Origin of the sequence: Paraburkholderia strydomiana (genome assembly GCF_031456815.1) — a bacterium.
Lineage (GTDB): Bacteria > Pseudomonadota > Gammaproteobacteria > Burkholderiales > Burkholderiaceae > Paraburkholderia > Paraburkholderia caledonica.
The window spans coordinates 148,888-167,333 of sequence record NZ_JAVDVL010000006.1 but is presented as its reverse complement, the minus strand read 5'-3'; the positions used below and the strand labels follow the sequence as shown (position 1 = coordinate 167,333).

Sequence of the window (18,446 nt, the reverse complement as noted above, 5' to 3'; positions counted from 1 at the left end):
TGCTTTCTCGACGACTTAAATGGATTGTCTTGCTGTGCGCAATCGCGCTGGCTGCATGGTTCTTCTGCCGGCCGGTGATCGTGCTGCACTACTCGGCCGACGCCCAGAAGCCGGTGGCCTATTTCCTGAACGAAAATGATCAAATCACTCGCGGTGAACTGGCACCTGGGCAGACTGAAAAATTCTATACGCCCATGTTTGCATCGCGGGATGCGTGGATCGAAGTGAGTTTGCCTTTTGCGAGTCGCGACGGTGTAGACATCAAGCCACCCTACAGCCGGGTCGACGTGTATATCGACGCAGGGACGAAGATCGAGCGAACGGACACGAAGCATGGTTTCCTTGCCCGCTTTTGATGTTGAAGACGGCGAGTTGTACTGTGGCAGGTGTTGAACCTCTAAAAGCTATGTCAGTCGGGTGCGCGTGTCCAAGTAGACGTTGATGATGCTGTTTGGATCCAGCCGGATGCAGCCATGATTTTCTCCACAAGCATCAACGCGCCTGCACATACAAAAATTATAAGAACCAAAGGGGGAGCGCCCACAAACCCCCAGCAAACCACCCACCCCTCCCACCACCCCCCATCTTTGCCGAATTTCGATACCACCTCGAATAATGGCTCACTACCATCGGCGAAAGCCTGCCTGCCCGCACACCGCAAAGCCTTGCGGCGTCGAGCAGCGGCAAACTCACGGAGCGCCCGATGAAATCAGAGTCCAGCGGTCAGCACGTCGGTAAAGTCACGCATCACGAGTTGAAGCAGACGCTCGGCACGTGGCAGCTTTGGGGCATCGCGGTTGGCCTCGTGATCTCCGGCGAATATTTTGGCTGGAGCTACGGATGGGCGAGCGCCGGTACGCTTGGCTTCGTCGTCACGGCGATCTTTATTGCCGCGATGTACACGACCTTCATTTTCAGTTTCACCGAACTCACCACGTCGATTCCACACGCGGGCGGCCCGTTCGCTTACGCGCGTCACGCGTTCGGTCCGACCGGCGGTTATCTGGCCGGCGCGGCGACGCTCGTCGAATTCGTGTTCGCGCCACCGGCCATTGCGCTCGCAATCGGCGCCTATCTGCACGTGCAGTTTCCTGGCCTCGAGCCGAAACACGCGGCAATGGGCGCGTATCTCATCTTCATGGCGCTCAATATCGTTGGCGTACAGATCGCGGCGGCTTTCGAGTTGTGTGTGACCTTGCTTGCGATTTTCGAACTGCTCGTCTTCATGGGCGTCGTATCGCCAGGCTTCCAGTGGTCTAACTTCACGAAAGGCGGATGGGCCGGCGCGGATACATTCAGCATGGGCTCGTTCAACGGCATGTTCGCGGCCATTCCGTTCGCGATCTGGTTCTTCCTCGCAATCGAAGGCGTTGCTATGGCCGCGGAAGAAGCGAAAAACCCGAAACGCTCGATCCCGATTGCCTACGTCGCCGGCATCCTGACGCTCGTCGTGCTGGCCATCGGTGTGATGGTGTTCGCAGGCGCGGCCGGCGACTGGACCAAGCTGTCGAACATCAACGATCCGTTGCCTCAAGCGATGAAGTTTATCGTCGGCGAACACAGCGGCTGGATGCACATGCTCGTGTGGCTCGGCCTGTTCGGTCTGGTCGCGTCGTTTCACGGGATCATCCTCGGCTATTCGCGGCAGATCTTCGCGCTGGCACGCGCGGGCTATCTGCCTGAGTGGCTCTCCAAGGTACATCCGCGCTTCAAGACGCCGCATCGCGCGATTCTGGCCGGCGGCGTGATCGGCATCGCAGCGATCTACAGTGACGAGCTGATCCAGTTCGGCGGGCAGACACTCACGGCGAACATCGTGACGATGTCCGTGTTTGGCGCTATCGTGATGTATATCATCAGTATGTTGTCGCTTTTCAAGCTGCGCCGCACTGAGCCGAACATGGAGCGTCCGTTCCGCGCGCCGCTGTTTCCGCTGTTCCCGGCGTTCGCGCTGGTCGCCGCGGTAATCTGTCTGGCGACCATGGTGTACTTCAACTTTCTGGTGGCAGTAGTGTTCGCAATCTTCCTCGCGCTAGGCTACGTCTATTTTCTGTTGACGCGCCATCAACGCGAGGCCGCGCCGGCGGACGCATTGCTCGAAGAATGACGGATGAAGCCGCTGCGCGAGCAGCGGCGCTGGAGTCGTAAAAATGAGCTACACGGAGACAATCGGCAGCCGTACCTATCGCTTCGCCGATCTGAAGACACTCATGGCGAAGGCGAGCCCGCAACGCTCCGGCGATCAACTCGCAGGCGTCGCGGCGGCGAGCGAAGAGGAGCGCGTGGCCGCGAAGATGGCCCTCGCCGAAGTGCCGCTACGCACGTTCCTCAACGAAGCGCTGATTCCGTATGAAAGCGACGAAGTCACGCGTCTCGTCATCGACGATCATTCGCCGCAGGCGTTCGCCGAGATTTCGCATCTGACGGTAGGCGACTTTCGCAACTGGCTCCTGAGCACAACGACGAATGCCGATGCGCTCACGCGCATCGCCGCCGGCCTCACGCCTGAAATGGTCGCAGCCGTGTCAAAGCTCATGCGCAACCAGGATCTGATCGCAGCGGCGCGCAAGCGTCCGGTGATTTCGCGCTTTCGCAACACGGTCGGCTTGCCGGGACACATGTCGGTGCGTTTGCAACCAAATCATCCGACGGATGACGTGAAGGGCATCGCGGCTTCGATGCTCGACGGCCTCATGTACGGCTGTGGCGACGCGATGATCGGCATCAACCCGGCCAGCGACAATCTTGCAGCGATCACCAGACTGCTGGTGATGGTCGACGAATTCCGGCAGCGCTATCAGGTGCCGACACAATCGTGCGTGCTGACGCACGTCACCAACACGATCGCCGCCATCGAAAAAGGTGCGCCCGTCGACCTCGTGTTTCAGTCGATTGCAGGCACCGAGAAAGCGAACGCCGGTTTCGGAATCTCACTCTCGCTGCTTCAGGAAGCGTACGAAGCGGGGCTGTCGCTCAAGCGCGGTACTGTAGGCAACAACCTGATGTACTTCGAAACGGGGCAGGGCAGTGCGTTGTCGGCGGACGCGCATTTCGGCGTCGACCAACAGACTTGCGAAGTGCGCGCCTATGCGGTCGCGCGTAAGTTCAATCCGTTTCTCGTGAATACCGTGGTGGGTTTTATCGGCCCGGAATATCTGTACGACGGCAAGCAGATCACGCGCGCGGGTCTCGAAGATCATTTTTGCGGCAAGCTGCTGGGCGTGCCGATGGGTTGCGACATCTGCTACACGAATCATGCGGAAGCCGATCAGGACGACATGGACAATCTGCTCACGTTGCTCGGCGTGGCAGGCATCAACTTCATCATGGGCATTCCGGGTGCAGACGATGTGATGCTCAATTATCAGAGCACCTCTTTCCACGATGCACTCTATGTGCGCGATGTTCTCGGCTTGCGCCGCGCACCCGAGTTTGAAGAATGGCTCGAGTCGATGCAGATCGCCGACGCGCGCGGCGCATTGCTGAGTGCGTCGACACAACAACCGTTGCTGGAAGGTGTGCGCGACTGGATGGGTATCGAATGAGCGACTCTGTCGACAAGAACCCCTGGAATGCACTGCGCCAGTTCACCAACGCGCGTATTGCATTGGGTCGAGCAGGCAACAGCCTCCCCACTGCGCCTTTACTCGCGTTCAATCTTTCGCATGCACAAGCGCGTGACGCCGTGCACCATCCGCTCGACACAGACGCATTGCACGCGCAACTACGTGCGCAGAACTTCAGCACGCTGGATGTGCACAGCGCCGCGCCCGACCGCGAGCACTACTTGCGGCGTCCCGACCTTGGTCGGCGCTTATCCGAAGAGAGTCGCGCAGCGCTCGGGCAATTACCCGACGAGTCGCCCGATGTAGTGTTCGTGATCGGCGACGGCTTGTCGGCGTTTGCCGCGTCGAAACAAGCCGTTCCGTTGTTGCAAGCCGTCACTCCGCAACTCGTGGATTGGGCGATCGGCCCTGTTGTCGTCGCGCGGCAGGCACGGGTTGCACTCGGCGACGAGATCGGCGAGTTGCTGAATGCAAAGATCGTCGTGATGCTGATCGGGGAGCGGCCGGGTCTCAGTTCGCCGGATAGTCTCGGCGTCTACATTACCTACGCGCCGAAAGTGGGCTGCAGCGACGCACAACGCAATTGCATTTCAAACGTGCGTCCTGAAGGACTCGACTATCCGCTCGCCGCGCACAAACTACATTATCTGCTTACACATGCACGGCGGCTGGGCGTCACCGGCGTGGGCCTGAAAGACGATAGCGACGCATCGCTGCCGGGCGCGCCGGCAACAGCCGCAATCGGCGCTGAGGCGGCACCAAGCGCAAACCCGAACCCGAACCCAAACTCAACTGCGGAATAACTCACGCATCGACACGCTGTACGGGATGCGCTTCGAGCCACGCATTCTCGTCGTCGTCGAACAAGCGCGAGCGCGTCAGAAAGCGCAGACCGCTTGGCCGTTCCAGCGAGAACATGCCACCGTTGCCCGGCACCACATCGATAATCAACTGCGTGTGCTGCCAGTACTCGAACTGCGAATCGCTCATGTAAAACGGCACGCCTGCCAGGGTGCCGAGTTTCACGTCGGACGAACCGACCATGAATTCGCTCTGCGGAAACAGCATAGGTGCGCTGCCGTCACAGCATCCGCCGGATTGGTGAAACAGCACCTCGCCATGTTCCGCGCGCAACGAGTCGATCAACTGGATAGCGGCAGGAGTTGCAATTACGCGCGCTACTTCTTTTCGGTCGGTCATCGTACCCTCGCTAAACACAGCGAGCCGCACAATGCGGCTCGCTCTGCAATCAACACTTCGCCGCGAACGCTTAGAAGAAACCGAGCGGCTTCTCGCTATAGCTGACGAGGAGGTTCTTGGTTTGCTGATAGTGGTCGAGCATCATCTTGTGATTTTCCCGGCCGATGCCCGATTGCTTGTAGCCGCCAAACGCCGCGTGCGCCGGATACGCGTGATAGCAATTGGTCCACACCCGGCCCGCCTGGATCTGTCGGCCAAAGCGATAAGCGCGCGTGCCGTCGCGAGTCCATACACCGGCGCCCAAACCGTAAAGCGTATCGTTGGCGATCTCGAGTGCTTCGTCTTCGGTCTTGAACGTGGTCACTGAAACAACCGGCCCAAAGATCTCTTCCTGGAAGATGCGCATTTTGTTGTGACCGCGAAACACGGTCGGCTTTACGTAATAGCCTTTGCTCAACTCGCCGCTCAACGTGTTGCGCTCGCCGCCAATCAGGCACTCGGCGCCCTCCTGCTTGCCGAGATCCACATACGACAAAATCTTCTCCAGCTGTTCCTGCGAAGCCTGCGCACCGATCATCGTCCGCGTGTCGAGCGGGTGACCTTGCGTGATCGCCGCGACGCGCTTCAATGCTCGCTCCATGAAACTGTCGTAGATCTTTTCGTCGATCAGCACACGCGACGGACACGTACATACTTCGCCCTGATTAAGCGCAAACATCGCGAAGCCTTCGAGCGCCTTGTCGAAGTAGCTGTCGTCCTGATTCATCACGTCGGCGAAGAAAATGTTGGGGCTCTTGCCTCCGAGTTCGAGCGTCACAGGAATGATGTTCTGACTCGCGTACTGCATGATGAGGCGGCCGGTCGTAGTCTCACCGGTAAAGGCGATCTTCGCGATGCGCTTGCTCGAAGCCAGCGGCTTGCCCGCTTCCAGACCGAAGCCGTTCACCACATTCAGCACGCCGGCGGGCAGCAGGTCCTGAATCAGTTCCACCAGTACGAGAATCGACGCGGGCGTTTGCTCTGCCGGCTTGAGCACGACACAGTTGCCGGCCGCGAGCGCGGGCGCGAGTTTCCACACGGCCATGAGGATCGGGAAATTCCACGGAATGATCTGACCCACCACGCCGAGCGGTTCGTGGAAGTGATATGCAACGGTGTCGTCGTCGATCTCGGAGATCGAGCCTTCCTGGGCGCGCACCGCGCCCGCGAAATAGCGGAAATGGTCGATGGCAAGCGGAATATCGGCGGCCATTGTTTCGCGCAGCGGCTTGCCGTTGTCGATCGTTTCAGCAACGGCGAGACGCTGCAAATTCGCTTCCATCCGGTCCGCAATGCGGTTCAGAATGTTCGCGCGATCGGTCGTCGAGGTTTTGCCCCAAGCCGCTTTAGCGCGGTGCGCTGCGTCGAGCGCGAGTTCGACGTCGGCCTCGCGCGAACGTGGGATCGAGGTGAACGGCTCGCCTGTTATCGGCGATACGTTGTCGAAGTATTCGCCCCCTGCGGGCTTCACCCATTCGCCGCCGATAAAGTTCGCATATTGCTTCTTGAAGGGGAATTCGGTCGTCAGAAACTGCATCTCCGCGTGATTCATCTGTGTGCTCCTCACATGTCTGAATGGGCAATAGCCGGCGCGACGTTGCGCTCGGTTGCAATCCGTTGAAGTCGGCCGCGTCACCGTAGAGCCAGATCTATGCCAATGCACCCGGCTGGTGAGACGTGCACGCGCAGCAGGCACCGGCGCACCGGGGCGCGTGTTTTGGCCTCCAGTCGACGGAGGGCGGCGCGTCGTTTCTGATCAACGCGGTTGTTGCTGTTCACGAATTGAACAGCGGCGCGGCGCGTGCCGAGCCAGTCACTGCAGTAAGCAGGCGCGTGCGATCGGCATGGGACTTGCCTTGTTTTTTCTCTTCGATACTCCATTGCGCGGATTCGCCATGACGATCGGAACCCTCAGCAGCAACCCGGCGAGCGTCGCGTGCGCAAGCTCCACGCTCGTGCCGCAGCCAAGCTTTTGCGTGCAGACCCGTGTCGCCCACGACGCAGACGAGCAGGCCCGCAATCTCCATGGCTGGCACCAGACGTACGACCAGTTGACGGCGGGAAGCTTTGTTGGCGGCTTGACGGAGTTGTGCCTCGATCACATGCAGGTGTTTGTTGAAACAACGAGTCACACCTTGAGGCAAACCTGCGAAGTGCAGAAAGACGCGTACTGGTTCGGTATTCCGACGTGCCGCGCGGGCTCCGGCCGCATCGACGCGCAAATCATCGGCGGCGACGCGCTCGCCTTTCGTCCGGGCGGCGTCGAGTTCGAACTGCTGACGTCGGCAGGCTACGAGATTTTCGGTGTGGTCGTGAAGGGAGAGATGTTGCGTCGCTACGCGGCGGACGTGGAGCGCGTGAGTCTTGTCGAGCCAATGCCGGAAACCGAAGTCGTCACGGTCGGCATGGCCCGCAAGGAGCGGATGTGCGCTTTGCTGCGCGAGCTTCTCGCACCTGGTGCGGCGAGCGCTGCGCCGTTGTCGTCGGCTGCGCGGGAGAACTTGCAGGCGTCGGTGCTGGCGGAATTGTTCGACGCGGGCGCTTTGCCGGCTTCTTCTAAACCGACGGCAATGCCGGCGCGTGCGCGCCGTCAGTCGATCGTCTCTGACGCGCGCGACTATGTGCTCGCGAATCGCGATCGCGCGGTCGGTGTGCCGGAGCTTTGCGAACGTCTGCATGTGAGCCGGCGTACGCTGCAATACTGCTTTCAGGATGTGCTCGGCATGGCGCCGGCAACCTATGTGCGATCAATCCGCCTGAACGGCGCGCGCCGCGATCTGTGCAATGCGTCGCGAGACTGCCGCTCGGTGCAGGACGTCGCGGCCGCTTGGGGCTTCTGGCATATGAGCCAGTTTGCAACCGATTACCGCAAGCTCTTCGGCATGCGGCCCTCGGACACATTGAAGGCTGCGATTGGCGCTCAATCCGTCGCGAGCAGCCGTTCATCTGCGCACTAGTTGCCTCACAGCGTGACGCGTTGCGCGTCGCTATTTGCGCAGCAAGCGCAGGCCGTTGGCCACTACGAGCAGACTCGCGCCGACATCGGCGAACACTGCCATCCACATGGTGCCGAGACCCATCACGGTCAACACCAGGAACACGCTCTTGATGCCGAGCGCGAGCGCGATGTTCTGCACCAGCACGCCATGCGTCGCTTTAGAGAGGCGGATGAAGAGCGGGATCTTGCGCAGGTCGTCGTCCATCAACGCGACATCGGCGGTTTCGATGGCCGTGCCGGTTCCCATCGCGCCCATCGCAAAGCCAATGTCGGCGCGTGCAAGCGCGGGTGCGTCGTTTATACCGTCGCCCACCATGCCTATTTTCGCGCCCTCGGCCGACCACTGCGCGATCGCATCCAGTTTGTCTTGCGGCAACTGATTGCCGCGCGCTTCGTCGACACCCACTTGCTCTGCGATTGCGGCAGCGGTATGCGGGTTGTCGCCGGTGAGCATGGCCGTGACGACGCCCACGCGGTGCAACTCGGCGATAGCGGCGGAGCTTGTCTCCTTTACCGTATCCGCCACGGCAAAGAGCGCGAGGACGCGTTCGGCGTCGCTCAACAACACCACCGTCTTGCCTTGACGTTCGAGCGCGCCGAGCCGCGCTTCAAGTGAAGGCGAGCACCGCCCGAGTTCTTCCGCGAGCCGATGATTGCCCAGCCAGTACGTCAAGCGGTTTATCTCGCCGCGCACGCCGCGCCCCGGAAGCGCTTCGAACGAATCGACAGTGACGTTACCCACGCCGTCGTTCCTTGCCGCCGCCGCAATTGCCATCGACACAGGATGATCCGAGCGCGCCGCAAGACTCGCGGCAAGCGTGCGGCAACGTGCGGCGTCGGCATCGGCATCGGCGAGCATCGCGAAATCGGTTTGCACCGGTTTGCCGTGCGTGATCGTGCCGGTTTTATCGAATGCCATGCGGGTCAGCTTGCGCCCTTGCTCCAGGAAAGTGCCGCCCTTGATGAGAATGCCCTTGCGCGCGGCTGCGGCCAGACCGCTGACAATCGTTACCGGCGTGGAAATCACGAGCGCGCACGGACACGCGATCACCAGCATTACCAGCGCCTTGTAGATCCACGCTTGCCACAATCCGTCGAAAAAGAGCGGCGGCACGAGCGCCACCAGTAGCGCAACGGCGAACACACATGGCGTGTAGACGCGCGCGAACTGATCGACGAAACGTTGTGTGGGCGCTTTAGTGCCTTGCGCTGCCTCAACGGCGTGAATGATGCGCGCAAGCGTCGTGTTGCTGGCCCCCGCGGTCACGCGGTAGTCGAACGAGCCGGTCTGGTTGACGGTGCCTGCGAACACGGCATCTCCGACGGTCTTGTCCGCCGGCAGACTTTCTCCCGTGATGGGCGCCTGATCCACGCTAGAACGCCCTGCAACGATCTCTCCGTCGAGCGCAATCCGCTCGCCCGGCTTCACGCGAACCAGGGCGTCCGTCGCGATCGCGTTGATATCGGTGAGGCGCCACGTGCCGTCCGGTTGCTGCACACTCGCCTGTTCGGGCGTGAGTTGCATCAGCCCCTGGATTGCATTACGGGCGCGGTCGAGCGACTTCGCTTCGATCAGTTCGGCGACGGTGAAGAGCACCATCACCATCGCCGCTTCAGGCCATTGGCGCAGGATCAATGCGCCGGTCACCGCAATGCTCATCAGTGCGTTGATGTTCAGGTTGCCGTGGCGAATGGCGAGCCAGCCCTTGCGGTACGTTGTCAGGCCGCAGGAAGCGATCGCGATGAGCGCGAGGCTTGCTGCCATCCAGGCGGGCGCGCCGAGCCAGCCCGCGGCCTCTGAAGCTGCCGCAGCGACGCCCGCGAAAGCAAGCGGCCACCAAGGCTTCGGCTGTGGAGGCGCGGCGGGTTGAGTGCGCTGTTTAGCGTCTTGCTGCGAAGACGGTGAATCCGGAGCCGCGATTTCCGGCGTGAAGTCGAGCGAACGAAGCGCGGCGAGAATCGAGTCGAGCGCGCCGTGCGCGTGCACGACGGTCAGTACGCGCTGCATGAGATTGAACTCCATGCTGCGCACGTCCGGCATGCGACTGAATTTCTTGCGGATCAGCGCTTCTTCGGTCGGGCAATCCATTTGCATGATGCGGATCGCGGTGCGCACGTCGTCGCCAATCGCTTCGGACGGCCGCAACTGTGCCTCCAACTGCGCGGGGGCATGGGCCGAGGCGCCGCAACAGCCTCCACTCGCATGATCATGTCGATGCTTTTCGTGGTTATGGGCGCAGGCGTCGTGCTGTGTGGCAGTTTCGGCATGTGCCTCGTGAGCGTGCGGCATGGTGGCTTCCTCGTTCGATTTGTGGTCTAGTAAACACCTTGAAGCCACTACAAGGTCAAGGCCGGTCTCGGGAGGGTCCATGAAAATCGGCGAATTGGCGAAAATCGCCCATTGCACGACCGAAACCATCCGTTTCTACGAGAAGGAAGGGCTATTGCCCGAAGCGGAGCGCACGGAGGCCAATTACCGCAGCTATACCGCGAAGCATGTCGAGCGGCTGCGCTTCATTCGCAACTGCCGCGCGCTCGACATGACTCACGACGAAATCCGCGCGCTGCTGCGTCTCACCGACGCGCCGGGTCACGGCTGCGGCGGCATCAATGATCTGATCGACGAGCATATTGCCCACGTCGATACGCGCATCGACGAACTGCAGCAACTCAAGGCGCAACTGCGCACGCTGCGTGAGCAATGCCACGGCGAACAGGCCGTAGAAGACTGCGGCATCGTTCAAGGTCTCAGCGACATGGACGTGAGCGCGCCGCGTGCGCGGCACACCCATCTCGGGTAATGCGTCCAGTCGAGTCAATAATCGAATCCAGTTGGAGAAGCAACGTGTTCACATGTAGAAATCAGTCCTGCGGCGCACAGTGGGATCAGTCAGACGTCGTCATCAAGAACGAGGGACAGGGTCTGCTATTCCGCTGCCCGATGTGCGGCGCGCGCAATTATGTCGAGCGCTTCGAAGGGGACGACGGCTCGGTGCTGTACGAGCAGATGGAAGGCCGTCCCTTTCCCGGCCCCGTCGCCGAATAGTTCCCAGGCCTCAAGCCGATAACGAGTCACCATCTATGAATAGTCCCACCACCGCCGGCGCTCCGTTTAGTGAGTTGCCACTGCCGCCCGCCGCGCTCGCGAATCTCACGCAACTCGGCTACGTCGAGATGACGCCGATCCAGGCCGCGAGCTTGCCGATCGCGCTCGCCGGCCACGATCTGATCGCGCAGGCGAAAACCGGCAGCGGCAAGACCGCGGCGTTTTCACTGGCGCTGCTCGCGCGTCTGGATGTGCGCAACTTCGCCGTACAGGCCATGGTGCTATGTCCGACGCGCGAACTCGCCGATCAGGTCACGCAGGAGATTCGCCGTCTCGCGCGCGCGGAAGAAAACATCAAGGTGCTGACATTGTGCGGTGGCACGCCAATGCGTCCGCAAACCGCGAGCCTCGAACACGGCGCGCATATCGTCGTCGGCACGCCGGGCCGGATCATGGATCACCTCGAGCGCGGCAGCCTGCCTTTGCAGTCGCTGAATACACTCGTGCTGGACGAAGCGGACCGCATGCTCGACATGGGTTTCTTCGACGACATCGCAACAGTCGTCAAGCAATGCCCGAAAGAGCGGCAGACGCTGCTGTTCTCGGCGACCTACCCTGAGGGCATCGTCAAGCTCAGTCAGCAATTCCTGCGAAATCCGAAGGAAGTGAAGCTCGCCGAACGGCACGACAATACGAAGATCCGTCAACGCTTCTACGAAGTGACCGAAGACGAACGTCTGCATGCCGTCGGCCTGTTGCTGAACCACTATCGTCCGGTGAGCACGCTGGCGTTCTGCAACACCAAGCAGCAATGCCGCGATCTGCTGGACGTTTTGCGCGCCCAGGGTTTTCATGCGCTCGCGCTGCATGGCGAACTCGATCAGCGCGAACGCGATCAGGTGCTGATCCAGTTTGCAAACCGCAGCTGCTCGGTGCTCGTCGCAACCGACGTCGCTGCGCGTGGCCTCGACATCGCGCAACTGGAGGCAGTAATCAACGTAGACGTGACGCCCGATCCGGAAGTGCATGTGCATCGTATTGGCCGCACGGGACGCGCCGATCAGGAGGGCTGGGCGCTGAGCCTTGCGAGCATGAACGAGATGGGGCGTGTCGGCAGTCTCGAGCACGCGCAAAAACGCGAAGTCGAATGGCATAAGCTGTCTGAACTGACCGCGGCCAGCAACGAGCCGCTATTGCCGCCGATGGAAACGCTGCAGATTCTCGGCGGCCGCAAGGAAAAAATTCGCCCCGGCGACGTTCTCGGCGCGCTGACCGGCGAGGCGGGCTTCGCCGGCTCGCAGATCGGCAAGATCAACGTGACCGAGATGTCGACGTATGTAGCGGTCGAACGCAGCGTGGCGCGTGACGCCGTGCGCAAGCTGAGCGCGGGCAAGGTGAAGGGCAAGAAGGTCAAGGTTCGCTTGATGGACGACGCCTGATTCGGCGGCGAAGTGGCGAGGGCGGCGCGTCGGCAAACCTTTGCTGAGCGCTCTCGCCGCTACCATTGCTGCGGCGCATCGGCCCGAGCCCTGCGTCACGCTGGCCGCTTTCTACGCTGTGCCCGCGACTGCTAGTGCATCACCTCCGGTCATACCTCCAGGACGTTCGTCTTCGGCCGCAGGTGGGTCTTTCTCCCGTCGAACATCCTGTGCGGCCGTTTCCAAGAGCTCGCGCGCCCTCGCGCATGCCATGACATAAACGCATGCCGCGCATGACAAAGTTTCGATTGTGACGGTTCTTTGGCTGATGCCTAATCACTCAACCGGCACTCGACTGGATTGTTCGGCCGCGCGATCCGCGCCCGCCAGTCCGCCGCCGGATGGAGACAGGGAGAAGCCTTATGCAGAGCGCTACGCAAGCCCGCTCGAAATTGCCTGATGTTGGCACGACAATCTTCACAGTAATCGGTCAACTGGCCGCACAACACGATGCGCTGAACCTGTCGCAGGGCGCGCCGAACTTCGCGCCGGACGCGAAGCTGGTAGACGGCGTCGCGCAGGCTATGCGCGACGGCCATAACCAATACGCGCCGATGGCCGGCATCGCGGCGTTACGCGAAGCGCTCGCCGACAAAGTGCAAACGCTCTACGGCGTGCGCTACGACCCGACGAGCGAAGTGACGGTGATCGCGAGCGCGAGCGAAGGCCTTTATTCGACGATCAGTGCGTTGGTGCACCCAGGCGACGAAGTGATTTACTTCGAGCCTTCGTTTGACAGCTATGGTCCGATCGTTCGGCTGCAAGGCGCGACGCCCGTGCCGATCAAATTGTCGCTGAGCGATTTTCGTGTGAACTGGGACGAGGTCGCCGCCGCGATCACGCCGAAGACTCGCATGATCATCATCAACACGCCGCACAATCCGACCGCTACCGTGTTCAGCGAAGCCGACGTCGCGCGATTGAAAGCGATCACGCGCAACACGGACATTGTGATTCTCGCCGACGAGGTCTACGAACACGTGGTGTTCGACGGCGCTAAACATCAGAGCATGGCGTGCCATAGTGAATTGGCGGAACGTAGCGTCATCGTGTCGTCGTTTGGCAAGTCGTATCACGTCACCGGCTGGCGCGTAGGCTATTGCCTCGCGCCCGCCGAGCTGATGAACGAGATCCGCAAAGTGCATCAGTTCATGGTGTTTTCCGCCGATACACCGATGCAGTACGCCTTTGTGGACGCCTTGTCCAATCGCGAGAGTTACCTCGGCTTGTCCGCGTTTTATCAGCAAAAGCGCGATCTGCTCGCGCATGCGCTTTCCGAATCGCGCTTCGAGTTGTTGCCGAGCGAGGGCAGCTTCTTTATGCTCGCGCGTTTTCGCGGATTCTCCGATGAGAGCGACAGCGATTTCGTGTTGCGCCTGATTCGCGATGCGCGCGTCGCGACGATTCCGCTGTCCGCGTTCTACAGCGACGGCACCGATTCGGGCCTGATTCGCCTGAGCTTTTCGAAAGACGACGCTACGCTGATTGAAGGCGCGCGCCGTTTGTGCGAGATCTGAAACTGCCTTCACGTCGGCCGCGCCGGCGGTGTATTTTGAACGCAGTATGATCGTCGCGCCGTATTACATCCACACGAAGCGTGCTTGCACTACAACGAAACTGAAGAGAAGGGACCTGCTATGAAACTGCTCAAGCCTCTTTTGGCGCTGGCCTGCGCATTCGCATCGGTGGCGGCCTCGTCTGCTGCCGTTGCCGCCGATACATCGACGCTGCGTTTCGGGCTCGAAGCGCAGTATCCGCCGTTCGAATCCAAAGGTCCTAACGGCGAATTGCAAGGTCTCGATATCGACGTCGGCAATGCTGTGTGCGTCGCTGCGCATATGACGTGCAAGTGGGTCGAGACGTCGTTCGACGGTTTGATTCCGGCGCTGCAAGGCCGCAAATTCGACGCGATCAATTCGGCGATGAACGCAACGGACCAGCGCCGCCAGACGATCGATTTCACCACGGTTGTCTATCGCGTGCCGACGCAATTGATCGCAAAGCGCGACAGCAGCCTGCTGCCCACGCCCGAAGCGTTGAAAGGCAAGCGCGTGGGAGTGTTGCAGGCGTCGATTCAGGAGACGTTCGCGAAGGCGCATTGGGAACCGGCTGGCGTTACCGTCGTCCCGTATCAGGATCAGAACCAGGTGTACACGGACCTCGTCGCGGGACGTCTCGACGCAACGCTCGTGCTGGCGCCCGCAGGACAAACCGGTTTTCTGTCGAAGCCCAACGGCAAGGACTACGCGTTCGTCGGTCAGCCGGTGCGTGACGACAAGATTCTGGGCAGCGGTATCGCATACGGCATCCGAAAAGGCGATACGGCGCTGCGCGAGCGGCTGAACGCGGCGATTGCAAAGGTGCAGGCCGACGGCACCGTCAAAACGCTCGCGGCGAAATACCTGGGCGATATCGACATCTCGGCGAAGTAACGGCTTACGGCTCACGCCAGGCTGGCTAGCGTCTGAGTCCGCTTGTTGACTGAACGTTTGACGGCTACGATAAGTGGCCTCGCTGCGGCTGCTGCTTTTGCGAGGTCCACGTAAAAGCCGGAGGCGCACGAATGAGCGGAACGACAGAGGCGATCAGTCACGCGAAGCGCGCCAGCGAGCCGCGTTTCTGGCGTAGCGCGGCGTTGCCGCACATCGAGGCGCGTTCCATCGAGGACGGCCGCGAGATCTGCTACGCCAGACACTCTCATGAAACGTTCTCCATCGGCGCGGTCACAGGCGGACGCAGCCTGTACGTGAACCGCCACGCGCGCGAATGGACTGGCGCGGGTGCGGTTGTCCTGATGAATCCCGACGACGTTCACGCGTGCAATCCCGTTGCAGACGAGTGCTGGTCGTATCGCATGCTTCACGTCGACGTTGCCTGGCTCACTGGCCTGCAGCACGAACTGGGCTTCAGTGAGAACCACGCGTTTCGTGCGTTCTCGCAAATCATGACGACAGATGCGGCGCTGTTCAATGCACTGAACGGGCTGCATGCGATTCTCGTCGACGCAAAGACGGATCTGCTGCGCAAGCAAAGCGCAGCAATTGCGTTTTTCTCCGAAGTACAACACCGCTTAAACCCCGCACCTCTTTCCGACGACGATGCGAGCCGGCAGCTTGCGCGAGCGGCGGAATTTATCGCTGAAAACTGCAGAAGTTCGCTGAAACTGGAGGACATCTGCAACGCGGCGGGCTTGTCGGCATCGCATCTGATCCGCGCATTCAAGCAGCGCTACGGCATGACGCCGCACGCGTATCTGATCAATCGCCGGATTCAATACAGCCGTTCGCAGCTGAAGCGCGGCCGTCTGATCGCAGACGTCGCGCTCGATGCAGGCTTCGCCGATCAGGCGCATCTGCAGCGCACTTTCAAGCGGCTCGTCGCCGCGACGCCGGGGCAATATCGCAGTTGAGGCCGCTTGTCCGGCGCGTTACGTCGCAAGCAGGTAAAGCGCGCTCGCGGCGAGCAACGCGGCGAGGACCCGATTGAATAGCCTGACTCGCTTTGGCGCCTGCAAGTACTTGCGCAAGAAAGTACCGGCAAAAGCCCAACTGGCAATAGATACATAGCAGATCACGAAATAGATCGCGGTGAACTGCCAGACGAGTGCACCATCGCCTTCGGCTGCATACGCGCCCATGCCCGCCAGCGAAGCGAGCCATGCTTTCGGATTGAGCCATTGCAGCGCCGCGCCATAGGCGAACGACGGCCCGCGTGAGAGCTTGTCGGCGCCGAGATGGCCGTCGTCGAGCGCCAGTTTGCAGGCCATGTACAGCAGAAACGCGACCCCGGCCCATTTGACGACGTTAATGAGATTGGGGAAATGCACGAGCAGTTCATGCAGTCCCAAGCCGATGAGCAGAAGCAGCAACGTGAAGCCGACGGTCGCGCCGCTGACGTGGCGCAGGCTCGCGGCGAATCCGTGCTGTGCGCCGGCGCTCAACGCGACGACATTGACGGGCCCAGGCGAAATGGACGAAGCCAGCGCGAACGCGGCCATGGAAAGCAAAGCGGACATCGGGTGCCTCGATACGTGAATGCGCGGGATTGACGCGGCTTCACGGTATCGGCGGCGAGGCAAGGTGTATTGAAGGAAATTGCTTTTGCGCGGCGCTCAATTCGCTGGTTCGTGGCCTTTCTGACGGCTACATCGCGGCGTTTTCGACGACGCGGCCTTCGGCGCGCCAACGCAGCATGCCGCCGGCGAGATTCGCAACGTCGTTGAATCCTGCTTGCCGCAGTATTACCGTGGCTTGCGCAGAGCGGCCGCCCGCACGGCACACCGCAACGATCGGACGTTCTCTCTTGAGCTCACTCGCACGCGCGGCAAGATCGCCAAGGGAAATAAGCTGGGCCGCGGGAATGCGGCCGAGTGGTCCGTTGAATTCATCCGGCTCGCGCACGTCGACGATCTGCACAGAGCGGAGATTGTCCTCGAGCCATTGCGGACTGATTTCCCAGATACCTGCAAAGGTGTAGGCGAGCGGCGCCCACTCCGGTTCGGCGGTCTGCGTCGGGTCGTTCGTCGCAACGCCGCATTTGAGGTTCGCCGGCACCGCAATGTCGATCTGCTTCGGATGCGGCAGACGCAGGTTCGTCACGTATCCGACAAAATCGTCTTCGCATAGCTCACCGCCGAGGCGCGGATTGAAACGCCGCTCTTCACCGACACTCGTGACCGTCAAGCCGCGATAGTCGTGGGCAGGGTAAAGCAGGCACGTGTCCGGCTGAATGAATATCTGGTTCTGAACTGAGCGGAACATTGCGTGCGCGTCGCCGTGCTGGAAGTCGGTGCGGCCCGTGCCTCTTATCAACAGGCAATCGCCGGTGAACATCATGCTGCCGTCGTCGAGCGCGAGGCTGATGCAGCCATTTGTGTGACCGGGCGTTGCGCGAACTTCGAGATGGCGCGAGCCGAACACGCATTGCTCGCCATGGTTCAGATAGCGGTCGGCGCCTTGCGCGCCGCTCGCAGCCGATATCGCAATCTGGCTACCTGTGCGCCGTTTGAGTAGCCACGCGCCCGTCACGTGATCGGCGTGCACGTGTGTGTCGATCGTGTATAGCAGACGCAACCCGAGTTCCTCGATAAGCGCGGTATCGCGGCGCACCTGCTCGAAAACCGGATCGATGAGAATGGCCTCGCGCGTTGCGCTGTCGGCAAGAAGATAGGTGTACGTCGACGATTGCTGGTCGAATAGCTGCCGGAAGATCAACACGATTTTGCTCCGTGGCCCGCGTCGTCGAAAAAGACCGGGCGCATGCAATGCGCCCGGTTCATTGCACGGCAATGTTACTGCGGCTGTGTGACGAACCGCAGATAAGGCTTTACGGTCTTGAATCCTTCGGGGTACTTCTTCATTGCATCATCGTTCGAGACGGATGTCGGAATGATCACATCCTCTCCGGGCTTCCAGTTCACGGGTGTCGCCACCGTATGCTTCGCGTTGAGCTGCAGCGAATCGAGCAGACGCAGTACTTCGTCGAAGTTGCGCCCTGCGCTCATTGGATACACCAGCATCGCCTTGACCTTCTTGTCCGGTCCGATGATGAACACCGAGCGTACCGTTGCGTTGTCGACTGCGGTGCGCGTGCCGCCGCTCGCGTTCGGGTGGATCATGTCATAGAGCTTCGCGACATTCAGGTCCGCATCGCCGATCAGCGGGTAGTTGACCGCGTGGCCCTGCGTCTCTTCGATATCCTTCACCCAGTTCTGGTGATCGCTGACGGGGTCGACACTTAGCCCGATGATCTTCGTATTGCGTTTGTCGAACTCGGGTTTGAGGCCGGCCAGATAGCCTAGCTCAGTGGTGCATACGGGCGTGAAATCCTTTGGATGCGAAAACAGAATCACCCAATGGTCGCCGATCCATTCGTGGAAATGAATCGTGCCTTCGGTGGTTTCGGCAGTGAAATCGGGGGCTTCTTCTCCAAGTCGAATCGACATCGTCTTCCTCCATGAGGGTGCGCCGGGCACCGATGCCGCTCGTCGAGGAGGCGGTCCCCGGGCTGCCTGACCGTTCCATCAGGCAATTGCTTGTCTCACATCTGCCTCCTGCCGGTTGGACTGTATTTGCGCGGGAGGACCATGCGAACGCAGCGAATGCAGAATTTTTCGCTGG

General features: G+C 60.8%; 17 protein-coding genes. 11 read left to right on the top strand and 6 right to left on the bottom strand.

The features are described from left to right. Positions 1–29 precede the first annotated feature (29 nt). From J2W46_RS18070 to eutC, 4 genes are all read left to right on the top strand, one after another. Positions 30–356, top strand: a complete 327-nt coding sequence (locus J2W46_RS18070; RefSeq protein WP_310355342.1) for a hypothetical protein — start codon at positions 30–32, stop codon at positions 354–356. A gap of 347 nt (positions 357–703) precedes the next feature. Next, positions 704–2,107: an ethanolamine permease gene (eat, locus tag J2W46_RS18065; protein ID WP_020067337.1), complete on the top strand. Its 1,404-nt coding sequence runs from the start codon at positions 704–706 to the stop codon at positions 2,105–2,107. Between the two features lie 43 nt (positions 2,108–2,150). After that, on the top strand, positions 2,151–3,545 hold the full coding sequence (locus J2W46_RS18060) for an ethanolamine ammonia-lyase subunit EutB (RefSeq protein WP_310355341.1): 1,395 nt from the start codon (positions 2,151–2,153) through the stop codon (positions 3,543–3,545). Then, positions 3,542–4,369, top strand: a complete 828-nt coding sequence (eutC, locus tag J2W46_RS18055; RefSeq protein WP_310355340.1) for an ethanolamine ammonia-lyase subunit EutC — start codon at positions 3,542–3,544, stop codon at positions 4,367–4,369. Before J2W46_RS18060 ends, eutC begins: the two co-directional genes overlap by 4 nt. A 1-nt stretch (position 4,370) precedes the next feature. Here eutC and J2W46_RS18050 read toward each other — a convergent pair whose 3' ends face one another. Together J2W46_RS18050 and adh are read right to left on the bottom strand one after the other, a co-directional pair. Continuing rightward, positions 4,371–4,766 (bottom strand): DUF779 domain-containing protein, encoded by a 396-nt coding sequence (locus J2W46_RS18050; RefSeq protein ID WP_310355339.1) that lies wholly within the window; start codon positions 4,764–4,766, stop codon positions 4,371–4,373. A 70-nt stretch (positions 4,767–4,836) separates the two neighbouring features. Continuing rightward, positions 4,837–6,357 (bottom strand): aldehyde dehydrogenase, encoded by a 1,521-nt coding sequence (gene adh / locus J2W46_RS18045; protein WP_310065954.1) that lies wholly within the window; start codon positions 6,355–6,357, stop codon positions 4,837–4,839. A 343-nt stretch (positions 6,358–6,700) separates the two neighbouring features. Between adh and J2W46_RS18040 the strand changes: the two genes are divergently transcribed. Continuing rightward, a complete protein-coding gene (locus tag J2W46_RS18040) occupies positions 6,701–7,762 on the top strand; it encodes a helix-turn-helix domain-containing protein (protein ID WP_310355338.1) in 1,062 nt (353 codons plus the stop codon). A 30-nt stretch (positions 7,763–7,792) separates the two neighbouring features. Here the strand turns inward: J2W46_RS18040 and J2W46_RS18035 are convergent, their stop codons facing one another. Next, complete coding sequence (locus J2W46_RS18035; protein ID WP_374726846.1) at positions 7,793–10,222, bottom strand: heavy metal translocating P-type ATPase; 2,430 nt, start codon at positions 10,220–10,222, stop codon at positions 7,793–7,795. Here J2W46_RS18035 and cadR point away from each other — a divergent pair. From cadR to J2W46_RS18005, 6 genes are all read left to right on the top strand, one after another. Then, positions 10,173–10,604 (top strand): Cd(II)/Pb(II)-responsive transcriptional regulator, encoded by a 432-nt coding sequence (gene cadR, locus J2W46_RS18030; RefSeq protein ID WP_020067329.1) that lies wholly within the window; start codon positions 10,173–10,175, stop codon positions 10,602–10,604. The two genes, J2W46_RS18035 and cadR, sit on opposite strands and share 50 nt — an antisense overlap. Positions 10,605–10,648: 44 nt before the next feature. Further along, on the top strand, positions 10,649–10,849 hold the full coding sequence (locus J2W46_RS18025; protein WP_020067328.1) for a hypothetical protein: 201 nt from the start codon (positions 10,649–10,651) through the stop codon (positions 10,847–10,849). Between the two features lie 35 nt (positions 10,850–10,884). Next, entirely contained in the window at positions 10,885–12,288 is a 1,404-nt protein-coding gene (gene dbpA / locus J2W46_RS18020; protein WP_204522620.1) for an ATP-dependent RNA helicase DbpA, read from the top strand. 401 nt (positions 12,289–12,689) lie between these two features. Further along, complete coding sequence (locus J2W46_RS18015) at positions 12,690–13,844, top strand: pyridoxal phosphate-dependent aminotransferase (RefSeq protein ID WP_020067326.1); 1,155 nt, start codon at positions 12,690–12,692, stop codon at positions 13,842–13,844. A 120-nt stretch (positions 13,845–13,964) separates the two neighbouring features. After that, positions 13,965–14,759, top strand: a complete 795-nt coding sequence (locus J2W46_RS18010) for an ABC transporter substrate-binding protein (protein WP_088176074.1) — start codon at positions 13,965–13,967, stop codon at positions 14,757–14,759. A 131-nt stretch (positions 14,760–14,890) separates the two neighbouring features. Further along, the gene (locus J2W46_RS18005) at positions 14,891–15,736 is read left to right on the top strand and encodes an AraC family transcriptional regulator (protein WP_204522621.1); all 846 of its coding nucleotides are present in this window, start codon (positions 14,891–14,893) and stop codon (positions 15,734–15,736) included. An 18-nt stretch (positions 15,737–15,754) separates the two neighbouring features. Here J2W46_RS18005 and J2W46_RS18000 read toward each other — a convergent pair whose 3' ends face one another. From J2W46_RS18000 to J2W46_RS17990, 3 genes are all read right to left on the bottom strand, one after another. Further along, complete coding sequence (locus J2W46_RS18000) at positions 15,755–16,342, bottom strand: LysE family translocator (protein ID WP_204522622.1); 588 nt, start codon at positions 16,340–16,342, stop codon at positions 15,755–15,757. Positions 16,343–16,469: 127 nt separating this feature from the next. Then, positions 16,470–17,540, bottom strand: coding sequence for an MBL fold metallo-hydrolase (locus tag J2W46_RS17995; protein ID WP_088176137.1), 1,071 nt, complete (start codon positions 17,538–17,540; stop codon positions 16,470–16,472). A gap of 77 nt (positions 17,541–17,617) precedes the next feature. After that, positions 17,618–18,271 carry a peroxiredoxin gene (locus J2W46_RS17990; RefSeq protein WP_020067321.1) on the bottom strand — a complete coding sequence of 218 codons (654 nt, stop codon included), beginning with the start codon at positions 18,269–18,271 and terminating at the stop codon, positions 17,618–17,620. Positions 18,272–18,446: the final 175 nt, after the last annotated feature.